Origin of the sequence: Pseudomonas sp. Mn2068, from assembly GCF_049319725.1 — a bacterium.
GTDB lineage: Bacteria > Pseudomonadota > Gammaproteobacteria > Pseudomonadales > Pseudomonadaceae > Aquipseudomonas > Aquipseudomonas gingeri.
Map to the genome: position 1 here is coordinate 1 of NZ_JBMOUG010000001.1, position 22,901 is coordinate 22,901.

Sequence of the window (22,901 nt, forward strand, 5' to 3'; positions counted from 1 at the left end):
GGCGGCCGAATCGGACGCGGTCACGGCACGGGCCTCGAGGGCGGCGGCACCACCGGCGCTGTCCAGGCGGTCCATGTAGGCTTCGGCGGCATGGCCGGCGTTGGCGCCCTTGATCGCTACTTCGCCTTCTTCCTTGTCGAATTCGTCCCAGCTGAGCATCGGATATTCCTTGTATGGGGTGTTTGTAGGCCTGATTCACTGCCGTTCTGTCAGGCAGGTAGACGCGCGTTTGCAACTCCCGGTCAACAGGATTCACAGCACAAGCAGGCATCGGAAAACCCTGGTTTTCCAGGGGGATGAGAGGTGCCGTAGGAGAAGCATGGCACATCATGTAGTGTTTTTCTTTGGTGTTGGCACACTATATGGTGGTTTTTTCAGAGGGTCAATCCGGGAAAAGGCAACAGTGCTGTTTCGTCGCAGTTCCCTCGGCCAGTCGTTCAGAAGGCGGCTCTCAGGCGTCGGGTCTTGAACACGCGCAGGTAGATCGTGAGGTTGAGCAGCAACACCAGGGCGCCCAGGCCCAGTTGCAGGGTGGGGGTCAGCCCGGCGGGATAAATCAGCGGAATCAGGTAGTGCTCGATAAACCCCTCGCCATAACCGCCTTGTCCGGCGGCCTGGCGAAAGAGGTTTTCCCAGCGGGTCAGCGGGCACTCCAGATGCAGGACTTCGACCGCCACGCCCCAGGTGGCGGCGGGCAGGTGCAACCAGATCAACCAGCGCCACCTGAGCACCAGCAGCCCGCCAAACAGCACGAACAGGATGAACAGCAGGTGAAACGACACCAGCCCGTCGGCCGCTATCCGGTAGAACATCGCGATTCCCTCTGCTGATCCATGGTGTCAGTCCGGACATCCTACCCGGGTGGCTGCCTCGGCCTCTACCGGGAAGAATGCCTGAGTGCCGCCAGGATCTCCCGCAGGCGCCGCGTGGTGCTTTCGCCGCTGGCTTGCATGGGCGCGCGCAGTTCGTCGCGGATCAGTCCCTGCAGGGCCAGGGCGGCTTTCACCGGGCCGGGGTTGGGCTCGACGAACAGGGCCTGGATCAGCGGTGTCAGGCGGAAAAACGTCGTTCTGGCGGCAGTGAGTTGCTGCTCCCGCAGCTGACGATACAACTGCACGAACAGCTCGGGATGGACATGGGCCGAGGCGGCAATCACCCCGGTAGCCCCGAGGCACAGGGCGTTGAAGATCTGGTTGTCCTCGCCACACAAGACATCGACCTGGCCGCTGGCCAGCAGTGCCAGGGTGTTGTTCAGGTTGCCACCACAGTCCTTGATGGCGACGATATTCTCGTGGGCGACGATATTCAGCAGGGTCGCCTGCTCGAAGCTCACCCCGGTGCGATAGGGAATGTCGTAGAGAATGACCGGCACGCTGGAGGCATCGGCGACCGTCTTGAAAAACGCTTCCAGACCGGCCTGGGAGGGGCGGATGTAGTAGGGCGCCGGCACCAGCAGGCCGGCCAGGTGACGCTTGAGTATCTCGCTCTGGAACTGCAGCAGTTCGGTCAGGTTGTTGCCCGCCAGGCCCATCACCACCTGCTGCGGTGGGACCCGTTCCAGCACCGCGTCGAGCACCGCCAGTTGTTCATGCTTGCCCAGCGCGGCGGCTTCCCCGGTGGTGCCGCAGACCACGATACCGTCGACACCGCTTTCCAGCAGATGGCCGACCAGGCGGCGCAGGCCGACGAAGTCGATGGCCTGGTTGATAAACGGCGTGACGATGGGAACCCAGATACCTTGAAACGATGACATGCACTTTCTCCTGATGGTTGACCGTTTCGTCACCGTCAGAAGCGTAGAAGGAAGTTGGGAGGAGGGAGGGTGGTCCGTCGCGCTCAATGTCCTGTCAGCTCATCTGACGGGACAGCGCGCCCCGGTCACATGAGCGACTGTTTCTTCGATTTAGGGGCAAACGCAACGCACACCGGCGCCTTGGCATTCAAGCCAATCGCGACAGTGATGAGGTTGAGCGTTGCGGACATATCTGTTTACACCCTGGATCAGGCGTCCAGTTTTAAAAGCTGGCGCCAGGTTTGTCAATCTTCGACAGGTTTTCTTCTGCCTCGGCGCCCAGGTGGCCTTGCATCAGTTCCTGGACCTGCTCGGCCGAATCCCCCAGCAGCATCTTGTGGGCTTCGGCGGCCGAGAAGGCGGCCCGCTCGAACATCACCTGCTCATGGGCGCGTACCGCGGCTTTCCAGTCCTCGTCGTCCAGCAGCGCTTCAGCCAGGTCCACCGCGTCGCGCAAGGCCAGGTTGGCGCCTTCGCCGGCGGGCGGCATCAGATGCGCGGCATCGCCCAGCAAGGTGACGCCATCCCGGTGCGCCCAGCGATGGCCGACCGGCAGGACGTGAATCGGCCAGGGTCTGACCGGCTCCTGCGCAACCTGGAGCAGTTGCAGCAATGAAGCGTCCCAGCCGTCGAAGTCGTGGAGCAGGTCGGCTTTGGTTTTTTCCCCATGATGGGTTGCCTGCCGGTGCAAGGCTGCATACACGCGGATATGGGCGTTGGCATTGCGTTGCGCGAAGATCGTCTGCTGCCCGCCCTTGGCCACCAGCATGCCGTGCCCGACCTTTTGTGCGACGTCGGGATACCGGGTATCGGCGTCGGGAATCGACAGCTCATGCAGGGTCAGTCCGGTGAAGTCGGGCACTGCCGCCGAAACCAGTGGGCGTACCCGGGACCAGGCTCCGTCAGCGCCGACCACCAGCTCGAAGCGCTGCCTCAGGCCGTTGTCAAAGCGCAGTTCGGTGTAGCCATCGTCCTGTTGCTCCGCGTCCCTGAGGGTATGGCCCCAGCGCAGGGCGTCTTCCGGGATCGACTCCAGCAGCAGTTCCCTGAGCTGACCACGATCGATCTCCGGACGGTCGCCGCTGGCAGCATCGGGTTTTTCCAGCAACAGCGCACCGTGCTTGTCGAACAGGCGAAATCCCTGGTCCTCGTAGCGGGCAAACTGCAGGAACACCTCGAACAGGCCGCCACGGCGGAGCGCGTACTGGCCGGTCTCCACGTGCAGATCGAGCATGCCGCCCTGGGGGCGGTGCGAGGCGGATTCGTCACGGTCGAAAATCAGAAAGGGCACGTCCTTGAGATACAGCATCCGAGCCAGCATCAAGCCGCCGAGACCGGCGCCGACGATGGCGATACGCGGATTCGATACCATGGTGTCATTCCGGAGCGTTGTTTGTCATAGGCACCTATGATGTATTAGCATAGGTGCCTATGACAAGGGGTCGAAACATGAATGATGTGGATCTGTATCAGGTACCTTCTTTCCTGATCAAGCGCGTGTCGCAGGAACTGATTCGTCAGGCTGAAATACGCTTGCGGCCTTTGGCCATCGGCATGGCCAGCATGCCGGTGCTGGGCGCGTTGAAGCGGGGAGAGGCGCGGACCCAGGCCGAGCTCGCGCGGTTGATGCAGGTCGAGCAGCCATCCATGGCCCAGACCCTGGCCCGTCTGGAGCGTGACGGCCTGATTCGGCGCAGGCCCGATCCGCAGCACAAGCGTATCCAGATCGTCGAGCTGACTGAACTGGGGCTGGCCCGGATACCGCAGGCCAAGGACATCCTTTGCGACGGCAACGACAAGGCGCTGGTGGGTTTCAGTGCCGAAGAGGTGGCGTTGTTCGTGGACTTCCTGCAGCGGGCCAATGCCAATCTGCGCAAGGAAGACTGAGGCTCGAGAACCGGCGACGAGAGTGTTGAGTCTTGCGTCGGCTCTTCGATCGTCATCGCCGGCAAGCCGGTTTCTACAGGGTTGGCTTCCAGGGTTGGGCAAGGGTATGGAATGCCTGTTCCTCCAGGCTTGCCTGAATCGCCGCCGCCAACTGCCGGACCGCTGCCGCTGGTTCCTCCACGGCACGATGCAAGACATAACCCAGGCTCGGCACCTCCGGTAGTCCCGGCAGCGCTGCCAGTTGGGCGGGCAGGCCGATGCGGGTGCGCAGGGTGATGCCCAGGCCGGCCGTGACCGCTGCCCAGATCCCGCCGACGCTCGGGCTGGTCAGTGCCACCCGCCAGGGGATGCGTGCCTGGTCCAGCGCCAGGGTGGCGGCGCTGCGCAGCACGCAGGGTGCTTCGAACATCACCAGGGGCAGCGGCGTGCTGTCCTGGTCCGTGGAAAAGGGCATGTCCCTCGGGCCGATCCATTGCATCGGCGTCATGCCGATCCGCCTGGAGTAGGGCGTGTCGGCCGCTGTTTCCCAGGCCAGCGCGAGATCCAGCTGACCGCGCTCGATCAGCCCCAGCAGCTCGGCATTGCGGCCGATCCGTACTTCAAGGCTGACCCGCGGATGAGCCCTGGCGAAACGCCGCAGGATCTCACTGAGCAGATGCTCGCCGAAGTCCTCTTGCAGGCCCAGGCGCACGCAACCTTCGACCTGGGCTTCGTGCAGGCTCGCGAAGATCTCGTCGTTGAGTTCCAGCAAACGGCGGGCGTGGCTGAGCAGGGCTTCACCCTGGGGCGTCAGCACCAGCCCGCGTCCGGATTTCGCCAGCACTGCGCTGCCCACCTGTTCTTCGAGTTTCTTCAGCTGGGCACTGACCGCCGAGGTCGAGCGGCCGAGCCGTTCGGCGGCCTTGGCGAAGCTGTTGAACTCGATGCCGGTGACAAAAGTGCGCAGGACATCAAGGTCGAAGGTCGGACGGCGCATGCTTTGAATGTCCATTAAATCGGGATGATGGGTTCTGTTTAATCTGATATTCGGAACGATCCTCGCTTGTTAATTTCTCCCCGTCAACCCGATCAGCGGAGCTGTCTGTCATGCCTTTCACCCGTATTTCACTGCACCGGGGCAAGTCGCCCGAGTACCTGAAACAGCTTTCCCAAAGTGTCCACGATGCCCTGGTGGAGCGTTTCGAGGTGCCGCCCGCCGATCGCTTCCAGGTCATTCACCAGCATGAGGTGGGAGAGCTGATCTTCGACCCACACTACCTTGGCGGTCCGCGCAGCCAGGACTATGTGCTGATCGCCATTACCGCCGGCCGACAGCGGCAGACTTCGGTCAAGCAGGCGTTCTACCGTACGCTGGTGGAGCGTCTGCAAGCGGCGCCGGGGCTGGACCCGGGGGATGTGATGGTGGTGATCACCACCACCGCTTCGGATGATTGGTCGTTTGCTGGCGGTCGGGGCAATTGAACACATTTCCTGGATGAACGTTGCCTGTGTGGGAGGGGGCTTGCCCCCGAAGAGGCCCGCAAGATCGCTGAAATCTTCGTCGCAATGCCGCTCGGACCAAACCCGCTCCTGCAAGCTGTTCAGCACTCGGTGGCTGCAGCCTGGATGACCATTTCACGGAAACGCTGCAACACTGACGAGCTGTCACCCACGCGGGTCGCCAGGTGCAAGGGCGCAATCAGCCCCGGGCACTCCGTCAGGGCGCGATAGGCGATACCGTCGCCCCGCAGGCGCTGCATCGAGGCCGGCACGATCGATACGCCCAGTCCCGCCGCCACCAGGCTCAGGGTCGCGGCCATGCGCGGTGCTTCCTGGATCACCCGCGGGCTGAAGCCGGCTTCGCGGCACGCCACCAGGATGGCGTCATAGAGGCCCAGGCCGACCCGGCGCCGATACAGGACAAAGGCTTCGCCGGCGAGGGCGGACAAGGGCAGGGCGGTTGCGCTGTCCCGGGCCAGGGGATGATCCATCGGCAGCGCCAGCAGCATCGGTTCGATCAGGATCGGTTCGGCCTGCAGGTTCGGCGTGCCGCTCAATGGCGAACGCACGAAGGCCGCATCTAGTCGCTCGTGTACCAGAGCGTCCATCAGCTCGCCGGTACCGGCTTCTTCCAGGGCCACCGAGACGCCGGAAAAGGTTTCGCGAAAGTGCCGCAGTACCCCCGGTACAAACGGATGCAAGGCCGCCGAACTGGTGAAGCCGACGCCGAGCCGCCCCTGTTCGCCACGGGCGGCGCGGCGCACCACTTCGGTTACGCCTTCGGCCCTGGCCAGCACGGCACGGGCTTCCTCCAGCAGCGCCAGGCCGGCGGTGGTCGGGCGCACGCCACGGGGCAGGCGCTCCATCAGCGCCACGCCCATTTCGGCTTCGAGCTTCTGCAGCAGGCGGGTAAGCGGCGGTTGCTGCATATGCAGACGCTCCGCCGCCCGGGTGATATGTCCTTCCTCGGCGATCACGACAAACGCGTGTAAACGACGCAGCTCAAGCATTTCAATACCTTTGAAGTATGGCAGCTTGTCATTATTGGCATTTGTCATCATGGTTTGCAAAACCTACGCTGTGCTCACTCCCACACACAAGAGGAAGCGTGATGACCTGGTCAGCCAAGCAATATTCGACCTTTGAAGCAGAACGAACCCGTCCCGTCCGTGATCTGGTGGCTGCCATCCCGACGCGTTCGGTGCAGGTGGCCGTCGATCTGGGTTGCGGCCCGGGCAATTCCACCGAGGTCCTTGCCCAGCGTTTCAGCGAGGCACGGGTTACCGGCATGGACAGTTCCGATGACATGCTGGTCAGTGCCCGGGAGCGTTTGCCCGCGCTGAATTTCGAACTGGCGGATATCGCGACCTGGAACCCGGACCAGGCTTTCGATGTGATCCTGGCCAATGCCTCGCTGCAATGGCTGCCGGATCACGCCACCCTTTACCCTCATCTGGTGAGCAAGCTGGTCGCCGGTGGCAGCCTGGCGGTGCAGACCCCGGACAATATGCAAGAGCCGTCCCACCGGCTGGCCCGCGAAGTGGCCGCGGACGGGCCGTGGGCAGCCAGGATCGGGACGGTGCGCCATCCACCACGGCACGACGCGACGTTCTACTATGAGCTGCTGCGGCCGCACTGCACGACGGTGGATGTCTGGCGCACCACGTATCACCATCCACTGGCGGGTGGGCATGCGGCGGTGGTCGAATGGTTCAAGGGCTCCGCCTTGCGACCTTACCTGGCACCGCTCGACGAGGCGGAAAAGGCCGCTTACCTGCAACGTTACCTGGCGGCGATCAGTGAGGCTTATCCGGCGCTGGCCGACGGTACGGTGCTGTTGCCGTTCCCTCGGTTGTTCGTGGTCGCGACCCGTTGAGCATCGATTGCGGAAAAAGTCGCGAATAAAAATCACGAGTGAGTTGTTCTCCTTCCAGACGCCGCCACACTGACCGCGATCCTGACAAGTGGAACTCTCACTCATGCACGACACCGTCCCGATGCAACTCGCTCACAAGCGCAGCCATGGTCCTTCAGGGGCTGTCCGGGTGCTGGCCATCCTGGGGCTGCTGCTCTGTGGGTTCATTACCGGCACCACCTGCGCGGCGGATGCCGCGCCCAATCTGCTGACAGCCGGTGATGCCACGGTGCTCTCGGTGCGGGGTGAAGGCGTGCAGCTCTACAACTGCGCCGCGGACACCTCGGGCAAACTCACCTGGCAGTTTCGCGAACCTCTCGCCACCCTGATCTTCAACGGCAAGACCGTCGGACGGCACTTCGCCGGGCCGACCTGGGAGTTTGCCGACCGCAGCGCGGTGGTCGCCAAGGTGGTGTCCCAGCAACCTGGCGCGACGAAGAAAGACCTGGCGCTGCTCAAGCTGGAGGTGGTCGATCACCAGGGCAGCGGTGCCTTGTCGAAAGTGGTCTCGGTCCAGCGCCTCAACACCCGTGGCGGAGTCTTCTCCGGGGCCTGCACCCAGGCCGGGGCTATCCATGTCGAACCCTACAGCGCGGACTACCTGTTTACCGCCGAATAACCCTTACCGCTGAATAGCCGTGGTCCGCGCCGCTCAGGCACGGGCCGGCAAAACACCCCCTTTGTTCAATCCCCACATGCGGGCCCAGGCCCGTGTGCGGGCAACGCTGTGCCCAAAAAACACTTGACCGACACACCAGGAGCTTTCACATGATCAATCGTCTTCTCGTTGCCACGACCGTGACCCTGCTGGGCAGCCTGGCCGCCCAGGCCGCCGATCTGCCGACCTCGGCCCCGTCTAGCCATGCATCGTCCAACGCTGCCGTGGACTGGACCGGTTTCTACGGTGGCGTCAACGCAGGCGCCGGTTTCGGCGGCGACACCAGCGTGCACACCAAGGGCCAGGCGGCACCGAACATCGCCAATATTGCCGGTGGTGCCCGTCCGGGCTCGGTGGACCTGGATCGCAACGGTTTTGTCGGTGGCGCGCAACTGGGCTACAACTACCAATTCGGCCAGTGGGTGGCCGGTGTCGAGACCGACCTGTCCTATACCGACCTGAATGACAGCCGCAATATCGGCACCCGCCAGTTGAACACCGGCGCCGCGCTGAACAACAAGTTCGAATCGAAGATCAAGTACCTCGGTACCCTGCGTGGGCGTTTCGGCTATGCCTTCGACCGTACCCTGGTCTACGGCACCGCCGGTCTGGCCTATGGCGAAACCAGCCAGAGCGTCGATATGTTCGGTCCGACCGGCAACACCCAGTTCAGCGGCAGCCAGAGCCGGTTCAAGGTCGGCTACACCGTCGGTGCCGGTATCGAGCAGATGCTGACCAGCCAGCTGTCGCTCAAGACCGAATACCTCTACTACGACCTGGGTGAAGACAAGCTCAACGTCAAGGTCATCCCGGGCAGCGGTGGTGCCGGCACCGGTTATGATTCCAGGTTCAAGAACGACGGACAGATGCTGCGAGTGGGCTTGAACTACCGCTTCTGATCCCCGCGAGTGCGTTCGTGCTGCGGCCCGCCCTGGCAACAAGGCGGGCCGTTGTCGCACAAGATCCTCGCAACGGCGTTGCCCGTCGTGTCAGGATTGACCACTACCATTGGCAAGCAAAGGCAGTGCATGGACACGATTTCCCCGGGCCTGATGGTCGACGAGTCGGGTATCACCCGATGCCTCTGGCGTTCTTCCATGCCGGAGTATGTCCATTACCACGATGCGGAGTGGGGGCGTCCCGTCACCGACGATATTCGCCTGTTCGAGAAAATCTGCCTGGAAGGTTTCCAGGCGGGCATGGCCTGGATCACCATTCTGCGCAAGCGCGAGAACTTCCGTGAAGCCTTCGAGGGATTCGATTTCCGGCGTGTGGCCCGCTACACCGACGCCGACGTGGCCCGGCTGATGGATAACCCCGGTATCGTGCGCAATCGCAGCAAGATCCTTTCGGTTCTCAATAATGCCCGCCGCGCCTGCGAACTGGTGGAGGAGAGCGGGTCGCTGGCGGCCTGGATGTGGTCGTTCGAGCCTTCGGCGGATGAGCGGCCCGCCGTGGTGGACTTCGACTACTGGAAGGCCAACCCGACGTCGCCGGCCTCTGTGCGCTTGTCCAGGGCCCTGAAGCAACGCGGCTGGACCTTTGTCGGCCCAACCACGATATATGCCCTGATGCAGGCCACGGGCATGGTCAACGACCACCTCGCCGGCTGTGCCTGCCGGGCTGAAATCGAGCAACTGCGCCAGGGCCTGAGGCGTCCCTGAGTCAGGCGTGGCGCAGCAGGTATTCGCTCAGTGCCTGGCGGGTCAGGTCGTTCAATGTCAGTTTCTGGCGCGTGGCGCTGAGGGCGGCGGCCAGGTGCAGGTCATGGCCGACACGGACGTTGAACGAACCCTTGCACGGTACTTCGGGAGACTGCTTGAGGCGCTGGCAGTTGTCGAGATAGTCCTCCACCGCCTCCTTGAAGGCTGTTTCCAGCTCCGCCACGGTCTGCCCCTCATAGCTCACCAGCGCCCGGATGAACTGAAGTTTGCCGAACAGGCAGTTGTCCTCGACGCTGGCTTCGATGGAGCCGTAATAGCCCTTGTAGTGCATCTGATTGGTCACGGAATCAGTCCTCCTGAGCGTAGATGGTCGATCACCTGACGCCTGATATAGGTTCTCAGCTCATTGCCTGGATGAGGTTTATGCAGGCTGATCGCTGCAAGCGGATCGCCGTTGTCGAACTTGACCCGGCTGCCTGAACCTTCAAGCCGGCGGTAGCCGAAATGGCCCAGCAGCGTGACCAGTTCCGGCCATGTGAAGGCCATCCATGGGTTGAGCAGTTTTGCGAGCAGCTTTTCATTCCTGGACACCGGGTCTCCTGCCTGCAACTAAATATAGTTGCACTGATGTTGAGGGTCAAGAATGAGTGGGTTTGCCCAGGCGATCAAGAGGGGATCAGGCGCTGTTTACGTTTCCTACAGGCCTTGAGGAAAGGGTGCTGCGAGCGTTCGCGGGGATGGGGAGCTGGCGGCTGGAGCAGCCGCCAGAATGATCCTGGCGGATCAGCCGATTTCAGGTAACGACTCGATAGCAAGGCTCGTAGGCTGCGCCGCCCGGCAGTTTCATCCGGTGTTGCGCGACGAAGGCCTGGAGCAGTTTATCCAGCGGCCGCATGACTTCGGCATCGCCGTGGATTTCGTACGGGCCGTGTTCTTCGATCAGGCGAATGCCCTTGTCCTTGACGTTGCCGGCGACGATCCCGGAAAACGCCCGGCGCAGGTTGGCCGCCAACTGATGCGCCGGCTGGTTGCGGTTCAGTTTCAGGCTGGCCATGTTGGCGTGGGTCGGGTCGAACGGACGCTGGAAACCCTCGTCGATCTTCAACAGCCAGTTGAAGTGAAAGGCGTCGTTGCGTTCCCGGCGGAACTGCTTGACGGCCTTGAGGCCCAGGGCCATCTGCCGGGCGACCTGGGCCGGATCGTCGATGATGATCTGGTAGTGCTGGTGCGCCGCTTCGCCCAGGGTGGCGCCGACAAAGGCGTGCAGTTGCTGCAAGTAGGCTTCCGCGCTTTTCGGTCCGGTGAGGATCACCGGGAACGGTAGGTCGCGGTTGTCCGGGTGCATCAGGATGCCCAGCAGGTAGAGGAATTCCTCGGCCGTACCGGCACCGCCCGGGAAGATGATGATGCCATGGCCGACCCGCACGAACGCCTCCAGGCGCTTCTCGATGTCGGGCATGATCACCAGTTCGTTGACGATCGGATTCGGCGCCTCGGCGGCGATGATGCCCGGTTCGGTCAGGCCCAGGTAGCGGCCGGTGGTGATGCGCTGCTTGGCGTGGGAGATGGTCGCGCCTTTCATCGGTCCCTTCATCACGCCGGGACCGCAGCCGGTGCAGATGTCCAGGCTGCGCAGGCCCAGTTCGTGACCGACTTTCTTGGTGTACTGGTACTCCTCGCTGCTGATCGAATGACCGCCCCAGCACACCACCATCTTCGGCTCCAGGCCGGGACGCAGGGTGCGGGCGTTGCGCAGCAGGTGGAAGACGTAGTCGGTGATGCCCTGGGAACTGTCCAGGTCGATGCGCTGGCTTTCCAGCTCGTTCTCGGTGTAGACGATATCGCGCAGGGCGCTGAAGAGCATTTCCCGGGTGCTGGCGATCATCTCGCCGTCGACGAAGGCATCGGCCGGGGCGTTCAGCAGCTCCAGGCGTACGCCGCGGTCCTGCTGGTGAATGCGGATCTCGAAATCCTTGTAGGCTTCGAGGATGGTCTTGGCGTTGTCGACATGCGCGCCGGTATTGAGGATGGCCAGGGCGCACTGGCGGAACAAGGTGTAGATGCTGCCGGAGCCGGCCTCGCTCAGTTGTTGCACTTCACGTTGGGAAAGGGTTTCAAGGCTGCCCTTGGGGCTGACCGAAGCATTGATTACGGATCGTTGGGTCATTCTCTATTCCATGAAAGCGACGCGGCCGGGCGACAAGGTGCCGGCGGCATCAGAAAGGCCGGCGTCGACCGTGGTCGTACGCCAGGGGTGAGGCAAGGCGCGATCATGCGCTGCGTTGTACCGCCACGCACTTGATCTCCGCCAGCAGGCCGGGGTGTGCCAGTTCCGCGACGCCGATGGACGTCCAGGCACAGTGCCCGCGTGGAAACACACGATTCTTGACCTCGCGAAAGACTGCCATGTGCTGGCTCATATTGACATGATAGGTGGTCATCTCGACCACGTCGTCAAATGTACAGCCGCCGGCGGCGAGGACCAGGCGCAGGTTTTCCCAGCAGGCGACGAACTGCGCCTCGGGATCGGCGATCACTTCCAGTTGTGCGGTACGGCCCACCTGGCCGGCACAGTACAGCGTCGCCCCGACCTTGACGGCGGGCGCGTAGCCGGCGCGTTCGACGATCGGACGCATGGATTCTGGAATGATGATCTCGCGGTCTGTCATGGGGCGTTTTCCTGATAATGCTGGAAGCGGGCACTCAAAAAGTGCCCTAGCATAGCTAAATCAGGCGCCCAGGTGTGCCTCGCCGGTCCGAGACACGCCGTCGCGGGAACGGTCAGTGCTGAGCCGTCCCCAGTTGCAGTTCCGCGCACAGGCCGCCGCCTTCGCGGTTGCTCAGGGTCAGCGCACCGCCGAGGGCGACCGCCAGTTGCTGGGCGATTGCCAGCCCCAGGCCGGTGCCGCCGGTGCTGCGATTGCGCGAGCTTTCCACACGGTAGAAAGGCTTGAGCACTTCCTGCAGTTCGTCCTCGGCAATTCCCGGCCCGCGGTCGAGCACCAGGATCGACAGGCCCTGGTTGTCCTTCGAAGTCACCACCAGTTGGGCGGAACCGGCGAACTTCAGGGCGTTGTCCACCAGGTTGACCAGCACCCGGCGCAGGGCGTGGGGGCGAATGTCGATCAGCGCGCCGTTCTTGCCTATCAACTCCACTGCCTGCCCGGTGTCCTGGTAGTCGAATACCAGGCTGTCGAGGAACGAGTCCAGGTCGATGCGGCAACTGACTTCGGTGGCGCCGTGCACACTGCGGGCATAGGCGACGCCTTCGCGCACCAGGTGTTCGATTTCACCCAGGTCCTGCCAGAGCTTGTCCTTTTCCGTGGACTCGTCCATGAACTCGGCGCGCAGTTTCATGCGGGTGATGGGGGTCTGCAGGTCATGGGAAATCGCCGCCAGCAGTTGCATGCGTTCCTTGAGGTAGTCGGCGATCCGTTTTTGCATGGCGTTGAACGCGGCGGCGGCATGGGCGACCTCGGAAGGGCCGGCTTCGTCCAGGTGCACGCCGTGGGTATTGGGGTCGAGGTTTTCCACGGCCTGGGCCAGGCGGGTCAGCGGACGCACGGCGATGCGTACGGCGAGCCAGGTGCAGGCGAGCATCAGCAGCAATTGCCCGAGCAGGACCACCGGCAGCCAGGGCAGCATGGGCATGATCGCCGGCCGTACGTCGATGGTCACCGGACTGCCGTCCTTGAGCGTCAGGTGCGCCTGGAAGTGTTTCTGCGGGCCGGGGATATCGTTGAAGGTCACCGGGTAGTCCGGGCCCAGGGCGTCCTCGATCGAGGGTACGGCAACCGGCAGGTCGCCTGCGCTCATGGGCACGCCCTGGGTCCCTTCGTCCAGCAGGTAGCTGTAGTTGTGCCGCGCCAGGCGGGGCAGCCAGCTGTCGCGCTCCACCGCCGGCAGGCGCTCGAGAATGGCGATGGATGTCGACACATCGGTTTCCAGATTGCCGAGCATGGCGTTCTTCGCGCTTTCGTAGCGCTCATAGGCTTGTGCGGCGAAGGACAGCGCCTGGGCCAGGATCAGGCAGATCAGGAAAATCAGCGACAGCCGCGACGCCAGTGTTCGCGGCCAGTGCAGGACGCGTTTCATGACTCGGCACCGAGGATTTCCACCGGCAGGGAGAACACATAGCCTTCGCTGCGCACGGTCTTGATATAGGCCGGTTCCCGCGCATCATCCAGCAGGCGCTGGCGCAGGCGGCTGACCAGCAGGTCGATGGAGCGGTCGAACAGGTCGGCGTCGCGACCCTGGGTCAGGTTGAGCAACTGGTCGCGATTGAGCACCCGCTGCGGGTGGTCGAGAAACACCCGCAACAGGCGATACTCGGCGCCGCTGAGGGCCACCAGGGTGCCGTCCTCGTCCAGCAGGTGACGGGCGGTGGTGTCCAGTTTCCAGCGGCCGAAGCCCAGCAGGCGGCCGCTTTCGGTCACCACCAGGTTGGGCGGCAGCATCCGTGTGCGGCGCAGCACGGCATTGATCCGGGCCAGCAGTTCGCGGGCGGCGAACGGCTTGACCAGGTAGTCGTCGGCCCCCATTTCCAGGCCGATGATGCGGTCGGTCTCATCGTTGCGGGCGGTCAGCATCAGGACCGGGGTGGTCTTGTGCTTGCCGGCGCGCAGCTCACGGCACAGCAGCAGGCCGTCGTCGCCGGGCATCATGATGTCCAGCACGATCAGGTCGACCGGGGTGGTTTCGAGAAAGGCGCGCATCTGCCGGCCGTCGGCGACGACGGTGGTGCGCAGGCCGTTTTTCTTCAGGTAGTTGCCCACCAGCTCCCTGATCTCCCGGTCATCGTCCACGATCAGAATGTGATCGACATGTTCCATCGTTTCAACCTCTGTCAAAAATGAGTCATGGCCCAGTCTAACCGGGGCCGTGATGCTTGCCTGCGGTGCTTTGTATTGCAGTGTATCTGGTGGGCGGCGGATACATGGATATTCAAAAAAGCCGGCTCAGGGACGGATTCGCTGCCCATCCTCGGCGAAATCCAGCGGGCCGCGATAGTTCTGGCGAATGGAGCGGCTGGCGGCGTAACGGAACTCGTCGGTGTCGTTGGGCAGGTGGCTGAGCAGCAGGTGCGTTATCCCGGCCAGATGGCTGATCCTGCCGATATCGACGGGGGCGCTGTGCAGGGTGTAGAGAATCGGCGGGGCGCTGGGCGGGTCGAGCACCGGATCGTTGAACACCAGCAGTTGCGAGCCCTTGGCGATGCGGGCCAGCGCGGCATGGCCGTGGGTGTCGATATCGCCGCTGAACGTGATGCTCTTGCCCTTGTAGTCGACCCGGTAGATCACGGCTGGCGCGTCGCCGTGATGGCCGATCGTTGCGCTGATCAGCAGGCCGTCCTGGTCGAGGATGACCTGGGGCGTATCGTCGTCGGTACTGGTCGGGGCAGACAGGTCGGTGACGTCGAAATTGACATGCCCGGCAAAATCCTCCAGGTAACTGAAGGCGCCGAAGGTACCGAAGAGCAGGTCGACAAACTGGCTGGTGGCGGGGAAGCGCGCGCCGGGCTTGCCGTTGCCGGCGGTGGTGGGTGTGCTGGCGCCGGGGCCGAAGATCCGGAAGTCGATATCGGTGCGAGTGCTCACGGCGCGGGCCTTGATGATGCCCGGCAGCTCGGCGGCGTGATCGACGTGCAGGTGGGTCAGCAGCACGATATCCAGCTTGCGTAGGTCGAGCCTGGCCTCGCCGATCCGGGCGAAGGTACCGGGGCCGGCATCCACCAGGATGCGTGGCGTGCCATCCAGCAGCAGGGCATAACCCGCGCCTGCCCGGCCGCTGGCACCGGGGCCGCCGGAACCCAGTACCAGCATTTCCAGCGCGGCAGGGGCGGGTGTTTCCTGTGCGGCCAGCAGGCCGCCGCTGCCCAGTAGCAGGCTGAACAGGGTCGCGCCCAGCAGCAGGTTTTTCGGGAAAGGCATTGTCTGATTCCTTGCGTCGATCATGTCGGTGATGCAGTTCACCGCAGTCATGTATCCAGGATATTTCCAGCGCGCATGTTGTTCGCCGTACTTTTTTCGTCGGTGTGTATCGCTGTGTATCCCAGGCGGCTCCAGACACTTGAGGTTTAACAGCCACCGGTTCACGACACACTCGGGATACCTGCCGGGCATTCAATGGGCCCCATCGAGACAACAGCGCTCGCCCCACTGAATCCAACTACCGACGGGAGTCCCTCATGAACACCAAAGCCATCTACGCCGCCTGCCTGTTTGCCGCCCTGAACATCTGCACCCTGTCTGCCCGGGCCGAAGCCCAGGTGCAGCCGCAAACCTACAGCTACGGCACTCACCTGGATGTACGCAAGGTGCTGTCCCTGACCCAGGAAGCCGGTCCGGAGTGCGGCGTGGTCAATGCCCGGATGAGCTACCTCGACTCCCAGGGCCAGCCGCACATCCTCGACTACCGCAAGTTTTCCGATATCTGCCACGAAGGGGGATAAGCCTTGCGTCGTTTTGCCTTTGCCCTGTTTTGCCTTCTATTCCTGATACGAGAGTGCATGCCATGAACCCCATTAAAACCTACCTGAGCGCGATTGCTTTCTCCCTGGCCGGTGCCGCGGTGCACGCCGATGCCGCTACCGAAAAGCGCCAATGCCCGGACGGCGTATGCTTCCAGCTGACACCCGTGGCCGCCCAGCCGTCTGCGCCCTTGCTGAGCGAGAATGGTTCCAGCCATACGCCGCAAGGCCGTTATCTGGAGGAACAACAGGCCAGTGCCCAGGCCTGAACGGTTCCCGCTGACCCAGCGTCCCGGCCCCGAGTGCCGGGCGCCCGGGTCGCCGGCCAAGGCTAACGGACAAAAGATAGCGCCCAAGTCTCAATATCGTGCTTTCCCGCGCCAGCCCCGTTCCCTGCCTTTGTGTGGGGCGTTAGGCTGCGCCGCTATATACATGACCCTATAGCGGTGGAGCGACAGCATGAGCAAGCATCTGTGGAAAATGGCCCTGGGCGGATTGGCGTTGTCGATGTCCCTGGTCGTCCAGGCAGCCGAGACCCTGCACGTCACCTATGCCGGCTCCATGGGCGTGGTCATGGACAAGTCCCTGGGGCCGGCGTTTGCCCGGCAGCACCAGCTGACTTACCAGGGGCAGGGCGAGGGCGCCTATGGCCTGGCGCGCATGCTCGCCTCGAAGAAGGTGGTGGCGGATGTGTTCGTCTCGATCACTCCGGGGCCCATCGAGATTCTTCGCCAGGCCGGGCTGGTGGATGAGGCGGTGCCGGTGGCCAGCACACGCATGGTGATCGCCTATAACCCCAGGAGTTCGTTCGCCAAGGCGTTAGAGGCGAGCAAGGCGGCGAATGCCGAGCAATCCTGGTGGCAGGTGCTGCAGCAGCCGGGGCTGCGTTTTGGCCGGACCGACGCGGCGACCGATCCCCAGGGCCAGAACATCGTGTTCGCCATGCAATTGGCGGAAAAATACTACCGTCAGCCCGGCCTGGCGCAGCGGGTGCTCGGCGATGTACAGAACCCGGCCCAGGTGTTTGGCGAAGGTGGCTTGCTGACACGCCTGGAGGCCGGGCAGGTCGACGCGGCTTCGGGCTACGAGAGTGCGACCTTGTCGGCGGGCCTGCCCTATGTGGCGTTGCCGGACGAGATCAACCTGAGCAACCCGGCGTTCGCCAAGGACTGGTATGACACGGTCAGCCTCAGTCTCAAGGACAAGGCCGGCAAGGATCAGGTCCTGCGTCCGCAACCGCTGGTGTTCTACGCGGCGGTCCTGAAGAATGCGCCGAATCCCGCGCAGGCCAAGGCCTTTGTCGCTTTCATGCAGTCGGCCGAAGGCCAGGCGTTGTTTGCCCATGATGGTTATGGCCGGCCCAAGGGCGATGCGCTGGTCAATTGACGATGTCGATCCTGGGCCTGCGGCTGTCGACCTGGCTGTGCGTGCCGGCGGTCCTGCTGCTGGGCCTGCCGTTTCTGGCGCTGGTACGGGAAACCGCCTGGAGTCATCTGCAACTCGCCTATGGCGACTGGAGTGCGCTGGGTGTGTCGCTGGGGCTGAGTCTGGTATCCAGCGCATTGATCGTGCTGCTGGGCCTGCCCCTGGCCCACTGGCTGGCGCGGACCCGCTCGGCGTTCAAGCGGGGTGTGGAATCATTGGTGCTGATGGCGCTGCTGACCCCGCCGCTGGCCATGGGCATCCTGCTGGTCTCGGCCTATGGGCCCTATGGCACCCTCGGCGGGCCGCTGGCGCGACTGGGCGTATCGCTGACCAACAATGCACCGGCGTTTATCCTGGCCCAGTTGTATGGCGGCCTGTCCTATTTTGTCCTGGCGGCCCGTGGGGCGTTCGAGGCGGTGCCGTTGTCCCTGGAAGAGGCCGCGCGTGGCCTGGGTTGCTCCAGTGTCCAGGTGCTGTGGCGCGTTACCTTGCCCCTGGCGGCGCGGGCGCTGGCCGCCGGGCTGGCGATTGTCTGGGTCCGGGTGATCGGCGAGTTCGGCATCGTCATGGTCTTTGCCTATTTCCCCCAGGGCATTCCGGTCAAACTGTTCGTCAACCTGCAGAACGACGGGGTCGATGCGGTCTATGCCTTGCTCTGGTTGCTGCTGCTGGTGACCTTGCCGTTTCCGCTGTGGTGCCTGTCGGCGTTTGGTCGGACGACCAGAGGGTAGCGCGGGCAAATGTTGTTATTTGCATGGCAACCAGGAATAGCGTCCACGACAAGTTCCTTGAATTGATCAAGTTATGAATTATTGTTTCCGGTTAAAAAAAGCTACTGCACCAGGTACAGTAGCTAAAGTCTTAACCAAAGGATGATGAAGAAGAGTATGGCCCAATAACTGTTCCAGCAACGCACCGGAAAATAATTGAGGCATAACTTTGCCATCGGCGAGAACAGTACCACTGTCGTTCGATGATCGCTTATCACCCGTATCAATAGTCACTATTGATACAAACCTGCCGGATTGTATCGGCGCTCATGCTAAAAAATCGCCACTCGGGGAGCACCCGATACAACAAGAAGGGCATGAGCCTGTCATTGCGTCGTGACCATCGAGCACGACATCGCTGTATTAGCTCGCCTGCCATTACCCGGTTTCCTTCGACCATCCGCCCGGACCCGCAACCTTCTTGCGCAGCCCACGGTTGGCGCTGGATGCCTTATTGATAGAACCAAGGGGAAGTGTAATGAGGAGCGCAATCAAGTCGGCAAAATGGAACCTGGTCACACTGGCGGTTTCACTGGGGCTGAGCCAGATGGCGAGCGCCGCCGCGGTCAGCGATCAGGCCGATAGCAAGGGGTTGGTGGAAGACAGCAGCCTCAATCTTCATCTCAAGAACTACTACTACAACAGCGATCGCAAGAACGGCAACGCGGACCGCAAGGACTGGACCCAGGGCGTGCTCGGCAACTTCAGTTCCGGCTTCACCCAGGGCACGGTCGGCTTTGGCGTGGACGCCTACGGCTTCTGGGGCATCAAGCTCGACGGGGGCGCCGGGACCTCTGGCACGGGCAACCTGCCGGTACGACGCGACGGTTCGCCGGAAGATGACTACGGTACGGCGGGTGGCGCACTCAAGGTGCGGATCTCCAAGACCGAATTGCGTTTCGGCGACCTGCAACCCACCGCGCCGGTGTTCGCCGCCGGCGGCACGCGCCTGATGCCGCAGACCGCCACCGGCTTCAACCTGCTGAGCAGCGAGATCGCCGGGCTGGACCTGGATGCCGGGCACTTCACCGGAGGCAATGGTCCGGTCACCACCAACCACGACCATGACCTGTTTGCTTCCTACGCCAATATAGCCGCCAAGAGCATCGATTATGTCGGCGGCAAGTACACGGTCAATGACAATCTGCTGTTCAGTCTCTACGGCTCCGAACTGGAAGATATCTGGCGCCAGTACTACGCGAACGCCAACTACACCCTGCCATTCTCCGAAGGCAACTCGCTGAACTTCGATTTCAATATCTACCGCACCAATGACGAAGGCCAGGCCAAGGCCGGCAGTATCAATAACACTACTTGGTCGCTGGCGGCCGCTTATACTTTCCTGACGGCCCATACAGTGACCGTGGCCTATCAGAAAGTGCATGGCAATACACCTTTCGATTATGTGGCCTTTGGCACTAACGGCCCTGGCGATACGGGCGATTCGATCTTCCTTGCCAACTCCGTGCAGTATTCGGACTTCAACGGTCCGGGGGAAAAGTCCTGGCAGGGACGTTATGACCTGAACATGGCCAGCTACGGTGTGCCGGGCCTGAGTTTCATGGTCCGTTATGTCTACGGCGATGATATTGACGGTACGAAGATGGCCGCCGACAGCCCGTATCGCAACTACCAGTACGGTGAGGACGGCAGCCATCACGAAACCAACCTGGAAGCCAAGTACATCGTCCAGGCCGGGCCGCTCAAGGATCTCTCGGTGCGCATGCGCCAGGCCTGGCATACCGCCAATAACGACCAGGCCGAGGGCGACGTGAAGGAGTTCCGCCTGATCCTCGACTATCCGATCTCCATTCTGTGATGGATTGACGGGCGCGCACCGCCCGCGCGCCCGACACGTCCCTGTAGGAGCCGGCTTGCCGGCGATGAGGCCCTTGAATTCCGTATCGTTCTTGCGGCCGCCATCGCCGGCAAGCCGGCTCCTACATGTTCTGCATTCCGGGCATGCTCGTCAGTCGCTGAAATTGCCGTACTCGGCACCCATCCGGCCGTTGCGCTTGACCCGGTACAGCAGTTCGTCGACTTTCTCGACAAAGCTCAGTGCCGCCTCATCGACCACGGGCCGGATGGTGCCCACCCCGAGGCTGAGGCTCAACAGTCCGGAAACCGCTGACTTCTCGTGCTCGATCTGCTGCTGGCGCACCAGTTGCAGGCATTTCTCCGCCACTTGCCGGGCCTTGTCCGCCGGCGTTTCCGGCAACAGCCAGATGAACTCCTCGCCGCCGATCCGGGCAATGAAGTCCCGTGGTCGATTGGTCGCCAGGGACAGTGTCTGTGCCACCTGGCGCAGGGCTTCGTCACCCTTGATATGCCCGTAGTGGTCGTTGTACTGCTTGAAGAAATCGATATCGAGGATGATCAGCGACAGCGGCAACTGGTTGTTCTGGGCATACTCCCACTCGCGGGCGAGCACGGTGTCGAACATGCGGCGGTTGGCGATGCCGGTCAGGCCGTCCTGGAACGAGTATTCCTCCAGTTGCTTCTGCAGGCGGATCAGGTGTTCCTCGGTCTTCTTGCGCTCGCTGATATCGAACATGAAGCCGATCAGCGCCTCGACTTCGCCGTCCTTGCGCACCACATGCACCACGTCACGGATCCACACGTAGTCGCCGTCGCTGGTCAGCGCGCGATAATCGGCCTCGTGGTCGACGCCGGCCTTGGATTGCGACACACAGAAGTTCACCACGTATTCGCGATCATCCGGGTGCATGCGCGCCACCCAGTCATCGACCCCGACCCAGCTGTCCGGGGTCCAGCCCAGCAAGGTCTCGATCTGCGGGCCGATATAGCTGAAGGTCATGGTCCGCCAGTCGATTCGCCAGGGAATCGCCTTGGTGGATTCAAGCAGGGTCTTGTACACGTCACTATCGGTTTCGGCGGAAGGCGTGGCGCTCATGGTCGGGTCAGGCTTCGCTGGCGGAGATGGGCGCTAGAATGTTGCGCACACGGCGCGGAATCAAGATCCAGGCGATGCAAGGCAAGGGATTTTGCTTTCCCCGCGCGGGCCTGTGTTGTAAAAGCAGTGACGCATCGGCTTTTTGAACGTCTATGACTAGAATCCGCGACGCTGCAATCGTCAGTGTCGATATCGGCCTAAGAGAAAAGGGGACCTTATGATCATCAAACCACGCGTTCGTGGCTTTATCTGTGTGACCACCCATCCGGTGGGCTGCGAAGCCAACGTCAAGCAACAGATTGACTACGTCACCCAGCAAGGCCCGGTCAATGATGGACCGAAGAACGTCCTGGTGCTCGGCGCCTCCACCGGCTATGGCCTGGCCGCACGCATTACCGCCGCGTTCGGTTGCGGCGCCAAGACCCTCGGGGTGTTCTTCGAGCGTGAAGGCGATGAAGGCAAGCTCGGCACCGCCGGCTGGTACAACAGCGCGGCGTTCCACAAGTTCGCCGACGCCGAGGGCCTGTACGCCAAGAGCATCAATGGCGACGCCTTCTCCGACGAGGTCAAGCGCCTGACCATCGAAACCATCAAGCGCGACCTGGGCAAGATCGACCTGGTGGTCTACAGCCTGGCGGCACCACGCCGTACCGACCCGAAGACCGGCGAAGTCTACAGCTCGACACTCAAGCCGATCGGCAAGTCGATCACCCAGCGTGGCCTGAATACCGACAAGGAAGTGGTTGTCGAGACCACCCTGGAGCAGGCGACCCAGGAAGAAATCGACGGCACCGTCAAGGTCATGGGTGGCGAAGACTGGCAACTGTGGATCGATGCCCTGGACGAAGCCGGCGTGCTGGCTGACGGCGCAAAAACCACCGCCTTCACCTACCTGGGCGAAAAGCTGACCCACGACATCTACTGGAACGGTTCCATTGGCGCGGCCAAGAAGGACCTGGACCAGAAGGTCCTGAAGATTCGCGAGCGTCTGGCGGCCAAGGGCGGCGACGCACGGGTATCGGTACTCAAGGCCGTGGTGACCCAGGCCAGCTCGGCGATCCCGATCATGCCGCTGTACCTGTCGCTGCTGTTCAAGGTGATGAAGGAGCAGGGCGTCCACGAAGGCTGCATCGAGCAGGTCTATGGCCTGTACAAGGACAGCCTGTACTCGCCGACGCCGATTCTCGACGAAGACGGTCGCCTGCGTGCCGACTACAAGGAACTGGCGCCTGAAGTGCAGGATCTGGTCGGCAAGCTGTGGGACCAGGTGACCACCGAAAACCTCAATGAACTGACCGACTTCGCCGGCTACAAGGCCGAGTTCCTGCGTCTGTTCGGCTTCGGTATCGAAGGCGTGGACTACGAGGCGGACACCAGCCCGGACGTGGCTATCCCCAACGTGATCCAGGCTTGAGAAAGGCCTGCGGGGCGGACTTGAGTTCGCCCCGCAGGAGGTTGTGGCGTCAGTCCTGGCGTCTCAGATCCACAGGTCGTTGACAGCAGTGCGCTCGCCGCCCTCGGTCCCGGTGTTCAATACGCCACGAGGTTCCACCAGTAGCATCTTCACTTCCTTTTCCGCGTAAGGCTTGTGCTCGACGCCCTTGGGCACTACCACCATCTCTCCCTGTCCCAGGGTTACCTGGCCGTCGCGAAAATCGATGCGCAGTACGCCTTCCAGCACGATAAAGGTTTCATCGGTCTCGGCATGGGCATGCCAGAGAAAGTCCCCCTCGATCTTCACCACCTTGAACTGATAGTCGTTCATTTCGGCGACGACCCTGGGCTGCCATTGATCAGTGAACAGGCCAAGTTTTTCGGCGAAGTTGACGGGTAAGAGTGTCTGCGGGGTATTCATGGGACCGGCCTCCGGGGAAATCACGAACCGCCAGCCTAGCGCCGTCCACCCGGGGATTATTGTACGATCGTGC

At 62.6% G+C, this 22,901-nt stretch carries 27 protein-coding genes and 1 pseudogene; 12 read left to right on the forward strand and 16 right to left on the reverse strand.

The annotated features are described in order from the left end of the window. The 4 genes and pseudogenes from ACL9RJ_RS00005 to ACL9RJ_RS00020 form a co-directional block, all read right to left on the reverse strand. Positions 1 to 159 (reverse strand): annotated as a pseudogene (locus ACL9RJ_RS00005) (ribonucleotide-diphosphate reductase subunit beta); the annotation flags it as partial. A 278-nt stretch (positions 160 to 437) separates the two neighbouring features. Beyond that, positions 438 to 812 carry a DUF2784 domain-containing protein gene (locus ACL9RJ_RS00010; RefSeq protein ID WP_103032773.1) on the reverse strand — a complete coding sequence of 125 codons (375 nt, stop codon included), beginning with the start codon at positions 810 to 812 and terminating at the stop codon, positions 438 to 440. 65 nt (positions 813 to 877) lie between these two features. Continuing rightward, positions 878 to 1,753 (reverse strand): 4-hydroxy-tetrahydrodipicolinate synthase, encoded by an 876-nt coding sequence (dapA, locus tag ACL9RJ_RS00015; protein WP_017126118.1) that lies wholly within the window; start codon positions 1,751 to 1,753, stop codon positions 878 to 880. A gap of 262 nt (positions 1,754 to 2,015) precedes the next feature. Continuing rightward, the gene (locus tag ACL9RJ_RS00020; protein WP_017126116.1) at positions 2,016 to 3,164 is read right to left on the reverse strand and encodes an FAD-dependent oxidoreductase; all 1,149 of its coding nucleotides are present in this window, start codon (positions 3,162 to 3,164) and stop codon (positions 2,016 to 2,018) included. A 77-nt stretch (positions 3,165 to 3,241) separates the two neighbouring features. Here ACL9RJ_RS00020 and ACL9RJ_RS00025 point away from each other — a divergent pair, with 77 nt between their 5' ends. Continuing rightward, entirely contained in the window at positions 3,242 to 3,679 is a 438-nt protein-coding gene (locus ACL9RJ_RS00025; protein WP_017126115.1) for a MarR family winged helix-turn-helix transcriptional regulator, read from the forward strand. A 73-nt stretch (positions 3,680 to 3,752) separates the two neighbouring features. On the opposite strand, the gene ACL9RJ_RS00030 is transcribed toward ACL9RJ_RS00025, so the two are convergent. Continuing rightward, complete coding sequence (locus ACL9RJ_RS00030; RefSeq protein WP_177118079.1) at positions 3,753 to 4,655, reverse strand: LysR substrate-binding domain-containing protein; 903 nt, start codon at positions 4,653 to 4,655, stop codon at positions 3,753 to 3,755. 110 nt (positions 4,656 to 4,765) lie between these two features. On the opposite strand from ACL9RJ_RS00030, the gene ACL9RJ_RS00035 reads away from it, so the two are divergent. Then, positions 4,766 to 5,140: a tautomerase family protein gene (locus tag ACL9RJ_RS00035; RefSeq protein WP_177118078.1), complete on the forward strand. Its 375-nt coding sequence runs from the start codon at positions 4,766 to 4,768 to the stop codon at positions 5,138 to 5,140. 119 nt (positions 5,141 to 5,259) lie between these two features. Here the strand turns inward: ACL9RJ_RS00035 and ACL9RJ_RS00040 are convergent, their stop codons facing one another. Beyond that, the gene (locus tag ACL9RJ_RS00040; protein ID WP_422764709.1) at positions 5,260 to 6,168 is read right to left on the reverse strand and encodes a LysR family transcriptional regulator; all 909 of its coding nucleotides are present in this window, start codon (positions 6,166 to 6,168) and stop codon (positions 5,260 to 5,262) included. 101 nt (positions 6,169 to 6,269) lie between these two features. On the opposite strand from ACL9RJ_RS00040, the gene tam reads away from it, so the two are divergent. The 4 genes from tam to ACL9RJ_RS00060 all read left to right on the forward strand — a co-directional run bounded on the left by tam (position 6,270) and on the right by ACL9RJ_RS00060 (position 9,395). Continuing rightward, a complete protein-coding gene (gene tam / locus ACL9RJ_RS00045) occupies positions 6,270 to 7,034 on the forward strand; it encodes a trans-aconitate 2-methyltransferase (protein ID WP_017126111.1) in 765 nt (254 codons plus the stop codon). A 103-nt stretch (positions 7,035 to 7,137) separates the two neighbouring features. Beyond that, on the forward strand, positions 7,138 to 7,692 hold the full coding sequence (locus ACL9RJ_RS00050; protein WP_017126110.1) for a DUF3455 domain-containing protein: 555 nt from the start codon (positions 7,138 to 7,140) through the stop codon (positions 7,690 to 7,692). 149 nt (positions 7,693 to 7,841) lie between these two features. Further along, positions 7,842 to 8,630: an outer membrane protein gene (locus ACL9RJ_RS00055; protein WP_017126109.1), complete on the forward strand. Its 789-nt coding sequence runs from the start codon at positions 7,842 to 7,844 to the stop codon at positions 8,628 to 8,630. A gap of 129 nt (positions 8,631 to 8,759) precedes the next feature. Continuing rightward, positions 8,760 to 9,395 (forward strand): DNA-3-methyladenine glycosylase I, encoded by a 636-nt coding sequence (locus ACL9RJ_RS00060; protein ID WP_017126108.1) that lies wholly within the window; start codon positions 8,760 to 8,762, stop codon positions 9,393 to 9,395. 1 nt (position 9,396) lies between these two features. Here the strand turns inward: ACL9RJ_RS00060 and ACL9RJ_RS00065 are convergent, their stop codons facing one another. The 7 genes from ACL9RJ_RS00065 to ACL9RJ_RS00095 form a co-directional block, all read right to left on the reverse strand. Continuing rightward, entirely contained in the window at positions 9,397 to 9,726 is a 330-nt protein-coding gene (locus ACL9RJ_RS00065) for a type II toxin-antitoxin system HicB family antitoxin (RefSeq protein ID WP_218169225.1), read from the reverse strand. An 8-nt stretch (positions 9,727 to 9,734) separates the two neighbouring features. Continuing rightward, positions 9,735 to 9,986 (reverse strand): type II toxin-antitoxin system HicA family toxin, encoded by a 252-nt coding sequence (locus ACL9RJ_RS00070; RefSeq protein WP_017126106.1) that lies wholly within the window; start codon positions 9,984 to 9,986, stop codon positions 9,735 to 9,737. A gap of 202 nt (positions 9,987 to 10,188) precedes the next feature. Beyond that, entirely contained in the window at positions 10,189 to 11,562 is a 1,374-nt protein-coding gene (gene ppnN / locus ACL9RJ_RS00075; protein WP_017126105.1) for a nucleotide 5'-monophosphate nucleosidase PpnN, read from the reverse strand. 103 nt (positions 11,563 to 11,665) lie between these two features. Further along, positions 11,666 to 12,064, reverse strand: a complete 399-nt coding sequence (locus ACL9RJ_RS00080; protein ID WP_017126104.1) for a RidA family protein — start codon at positions 12,062 to 12,064, stop codon at positions 11,666 to 11,668. A gap of 112 nt (positions 12,065 to 12,176) precedes the next feature. Further along, on the reverse strand, positions 12,177 to 13,490 hold the full coding sequence (locus ACL9RJ_RS00085; RefSeq protein WP_017126103.1) for a sensor histidine kinase: 1,314 nt from the start codon (positions 13,488 to 13,490) through the stop codon (positions 12,177 to 12,179). Beyond that, positions 13,487 to 14,227, reverse strand: coding sequence for a response regulator (locus ACL9RJ_RS00090; protein WP_017126102.1), 741 nt, complete (start codon positions 14,225 to 14,227; stop codon positions 13,487 to 13,489). Before ACL9RJ_RS00090 ends, ACL9RJ_RS00085 begins: the two co-directional genes overlap by 4 nt. 126 nt (positions 14,228 to 14,353) lie before the next feature. Next, complete coding sequence (locus tag ACL9RJ_RS00095; RefSeq protein ID WP_422764710.1) at positions 14,354 to 15,325, reverse strand: MBL fold metallo-hydrolase; 972 nt, start codon at positions 15,323 to 15,325, stop codon at positions 14,354 to 14,356. Between the two features lie 257 nt (positions 15,326 to 15,582). Here ACL9RJ_RS00095 and ACL9RJ_RS00100 point away from each other — a divergent pair, with 257 nt between their 5' ends. From ACL9RJ_RS00100 to ACL9RJ_RS00115, 4 genes are all read left to right on the forward strand, one after another. Beyond that, the gene (locus ACL9RJ_RS00100) at positions 15,583 to 15,846 is read left to right on the forward strand and encodes a DUF2790 domain-containing protein (protein ID WP_017126100.1); all 264 of its coding nucleotides are present in this window, start codon (positions 15,583 to 15,585) and stop codon (positions 15,844 to 15,846) included. A gap of 62 nt (positions 15,847 to 15,908) precedes the next feature. Then, a complete protein-coding gene (locus ACL9RJ_RS00105) occupies positions 15,909 to 16,133 on the forward strand; it encodes a hypothetical protein (protein WP_422764711.1) in 225 nt (74 codons plus the stop codon). Positions 16,134 to 16,323: 190 nt separating this feature from the next. Then, the gene (locus ACL9RJ_RS00110; protein ID WP_177118073.1) at positions 16,324 to 17,250 is read left to right on the forward strand and encodes an extracellular solute-binding protein; all 927 of its coding nucleotides are present in this window, start codon (positions 16,324 to 16,326) and stop codon (positions 17,248 to 17,250) included. A gap of 2 nt (positions 17,251 to 17,252) precedes the next feature. Continuing rightward, a complete protein-coding gene (locus ACL9RJ_RS00115; RefSeq protein ID WP_177118072.1) occupies positions 17,253 to 18,020 on the forward strand; it encodes a molybdate ABC transporter permease subunit in 768 nt (255 codons plus the stop codon). 78 nt (positions 18,021 to 18,098) lie between these two features. On the opposite strand, the gene ACL9RJ_RS00120 is transcribed toward ACL9RJ_RS00115, so the two are convergent. Further along, entirely contained in the window at positions 18,099 to 18,293 is a 195-nt protein-coding gene (locus ACL9RJ_RS00120; RefSeq protein ID WP_146049170.1) for a hypothetical protein, read from the reverse strand. 256 nt (positions 18,294 to 18,549) lie between these two features. On the opposite strand from ACL9RJ_RS00120, the gene ACL9RJ_RS00125 reads away from it, so the two are divergent. Continuing rightward, a complete protein-coding gene (locus ACL9RJ_RS00125; protein WP_177083219.1) occupies positions 18,550 to 19,878 on the forward strand; it encodes an OprD family outer membrane porin in 1,329 nt (442 codons plus the stop codon). A gap of 150 nt (positions 19,879 to 20,028) precedes the next feature. Here the strand turns inward: ACL9RJ_RS00125 and ACL9RJ_RS00130 are convergent, their stop codons facing one another. After that, complete coding sequence (locus tag ACL9RJ_RS00130; protein WP_422764712.1) at positions 20,029 to 20,973, reverse strand: sensor domain-containing diguanylate cyclase; 945 nt, start codon at positions 20,971 to 20,973, stop codon at positions 20,029 to 20,031. Between the two features lie 217 nt (positions 20,974 to 21,190). Between ACL9RJ_RS00130 and fabV the strand changes: the two genes are divergently transcribed. Next, entirely contained in the window at positions 21,191 to 22,387 is a 1,197-nt protein-coding gene (gene fabV / locus ACL9RJ_RS00135; RefSeq protein WP_177127444.1) for an enoyl-ACP reductase FabV, read from the forward strand. A gap of 63 nt (positions 22,388 to 22,450) precedes the next feature. Here the strand turns inward: fabV and ACL9RJ_RS00140 are convergent, their stop codons facing one another. Then, the gene (locus tag ACL9RJ_RS00140) at positions 22,451 to 22,828 is read right to left on the reverse strand and encodes a cupin domain-containing protein (RefSeq protein WP_212809629.1); all 378 of its coding nucleotides are present in this window, start codon (positions 22,826 to 22,828) and stop codon (positions 22,451 to 22,453) included. Positions 22,829 to 22,901: the final 73 nt, after the last annotated feature.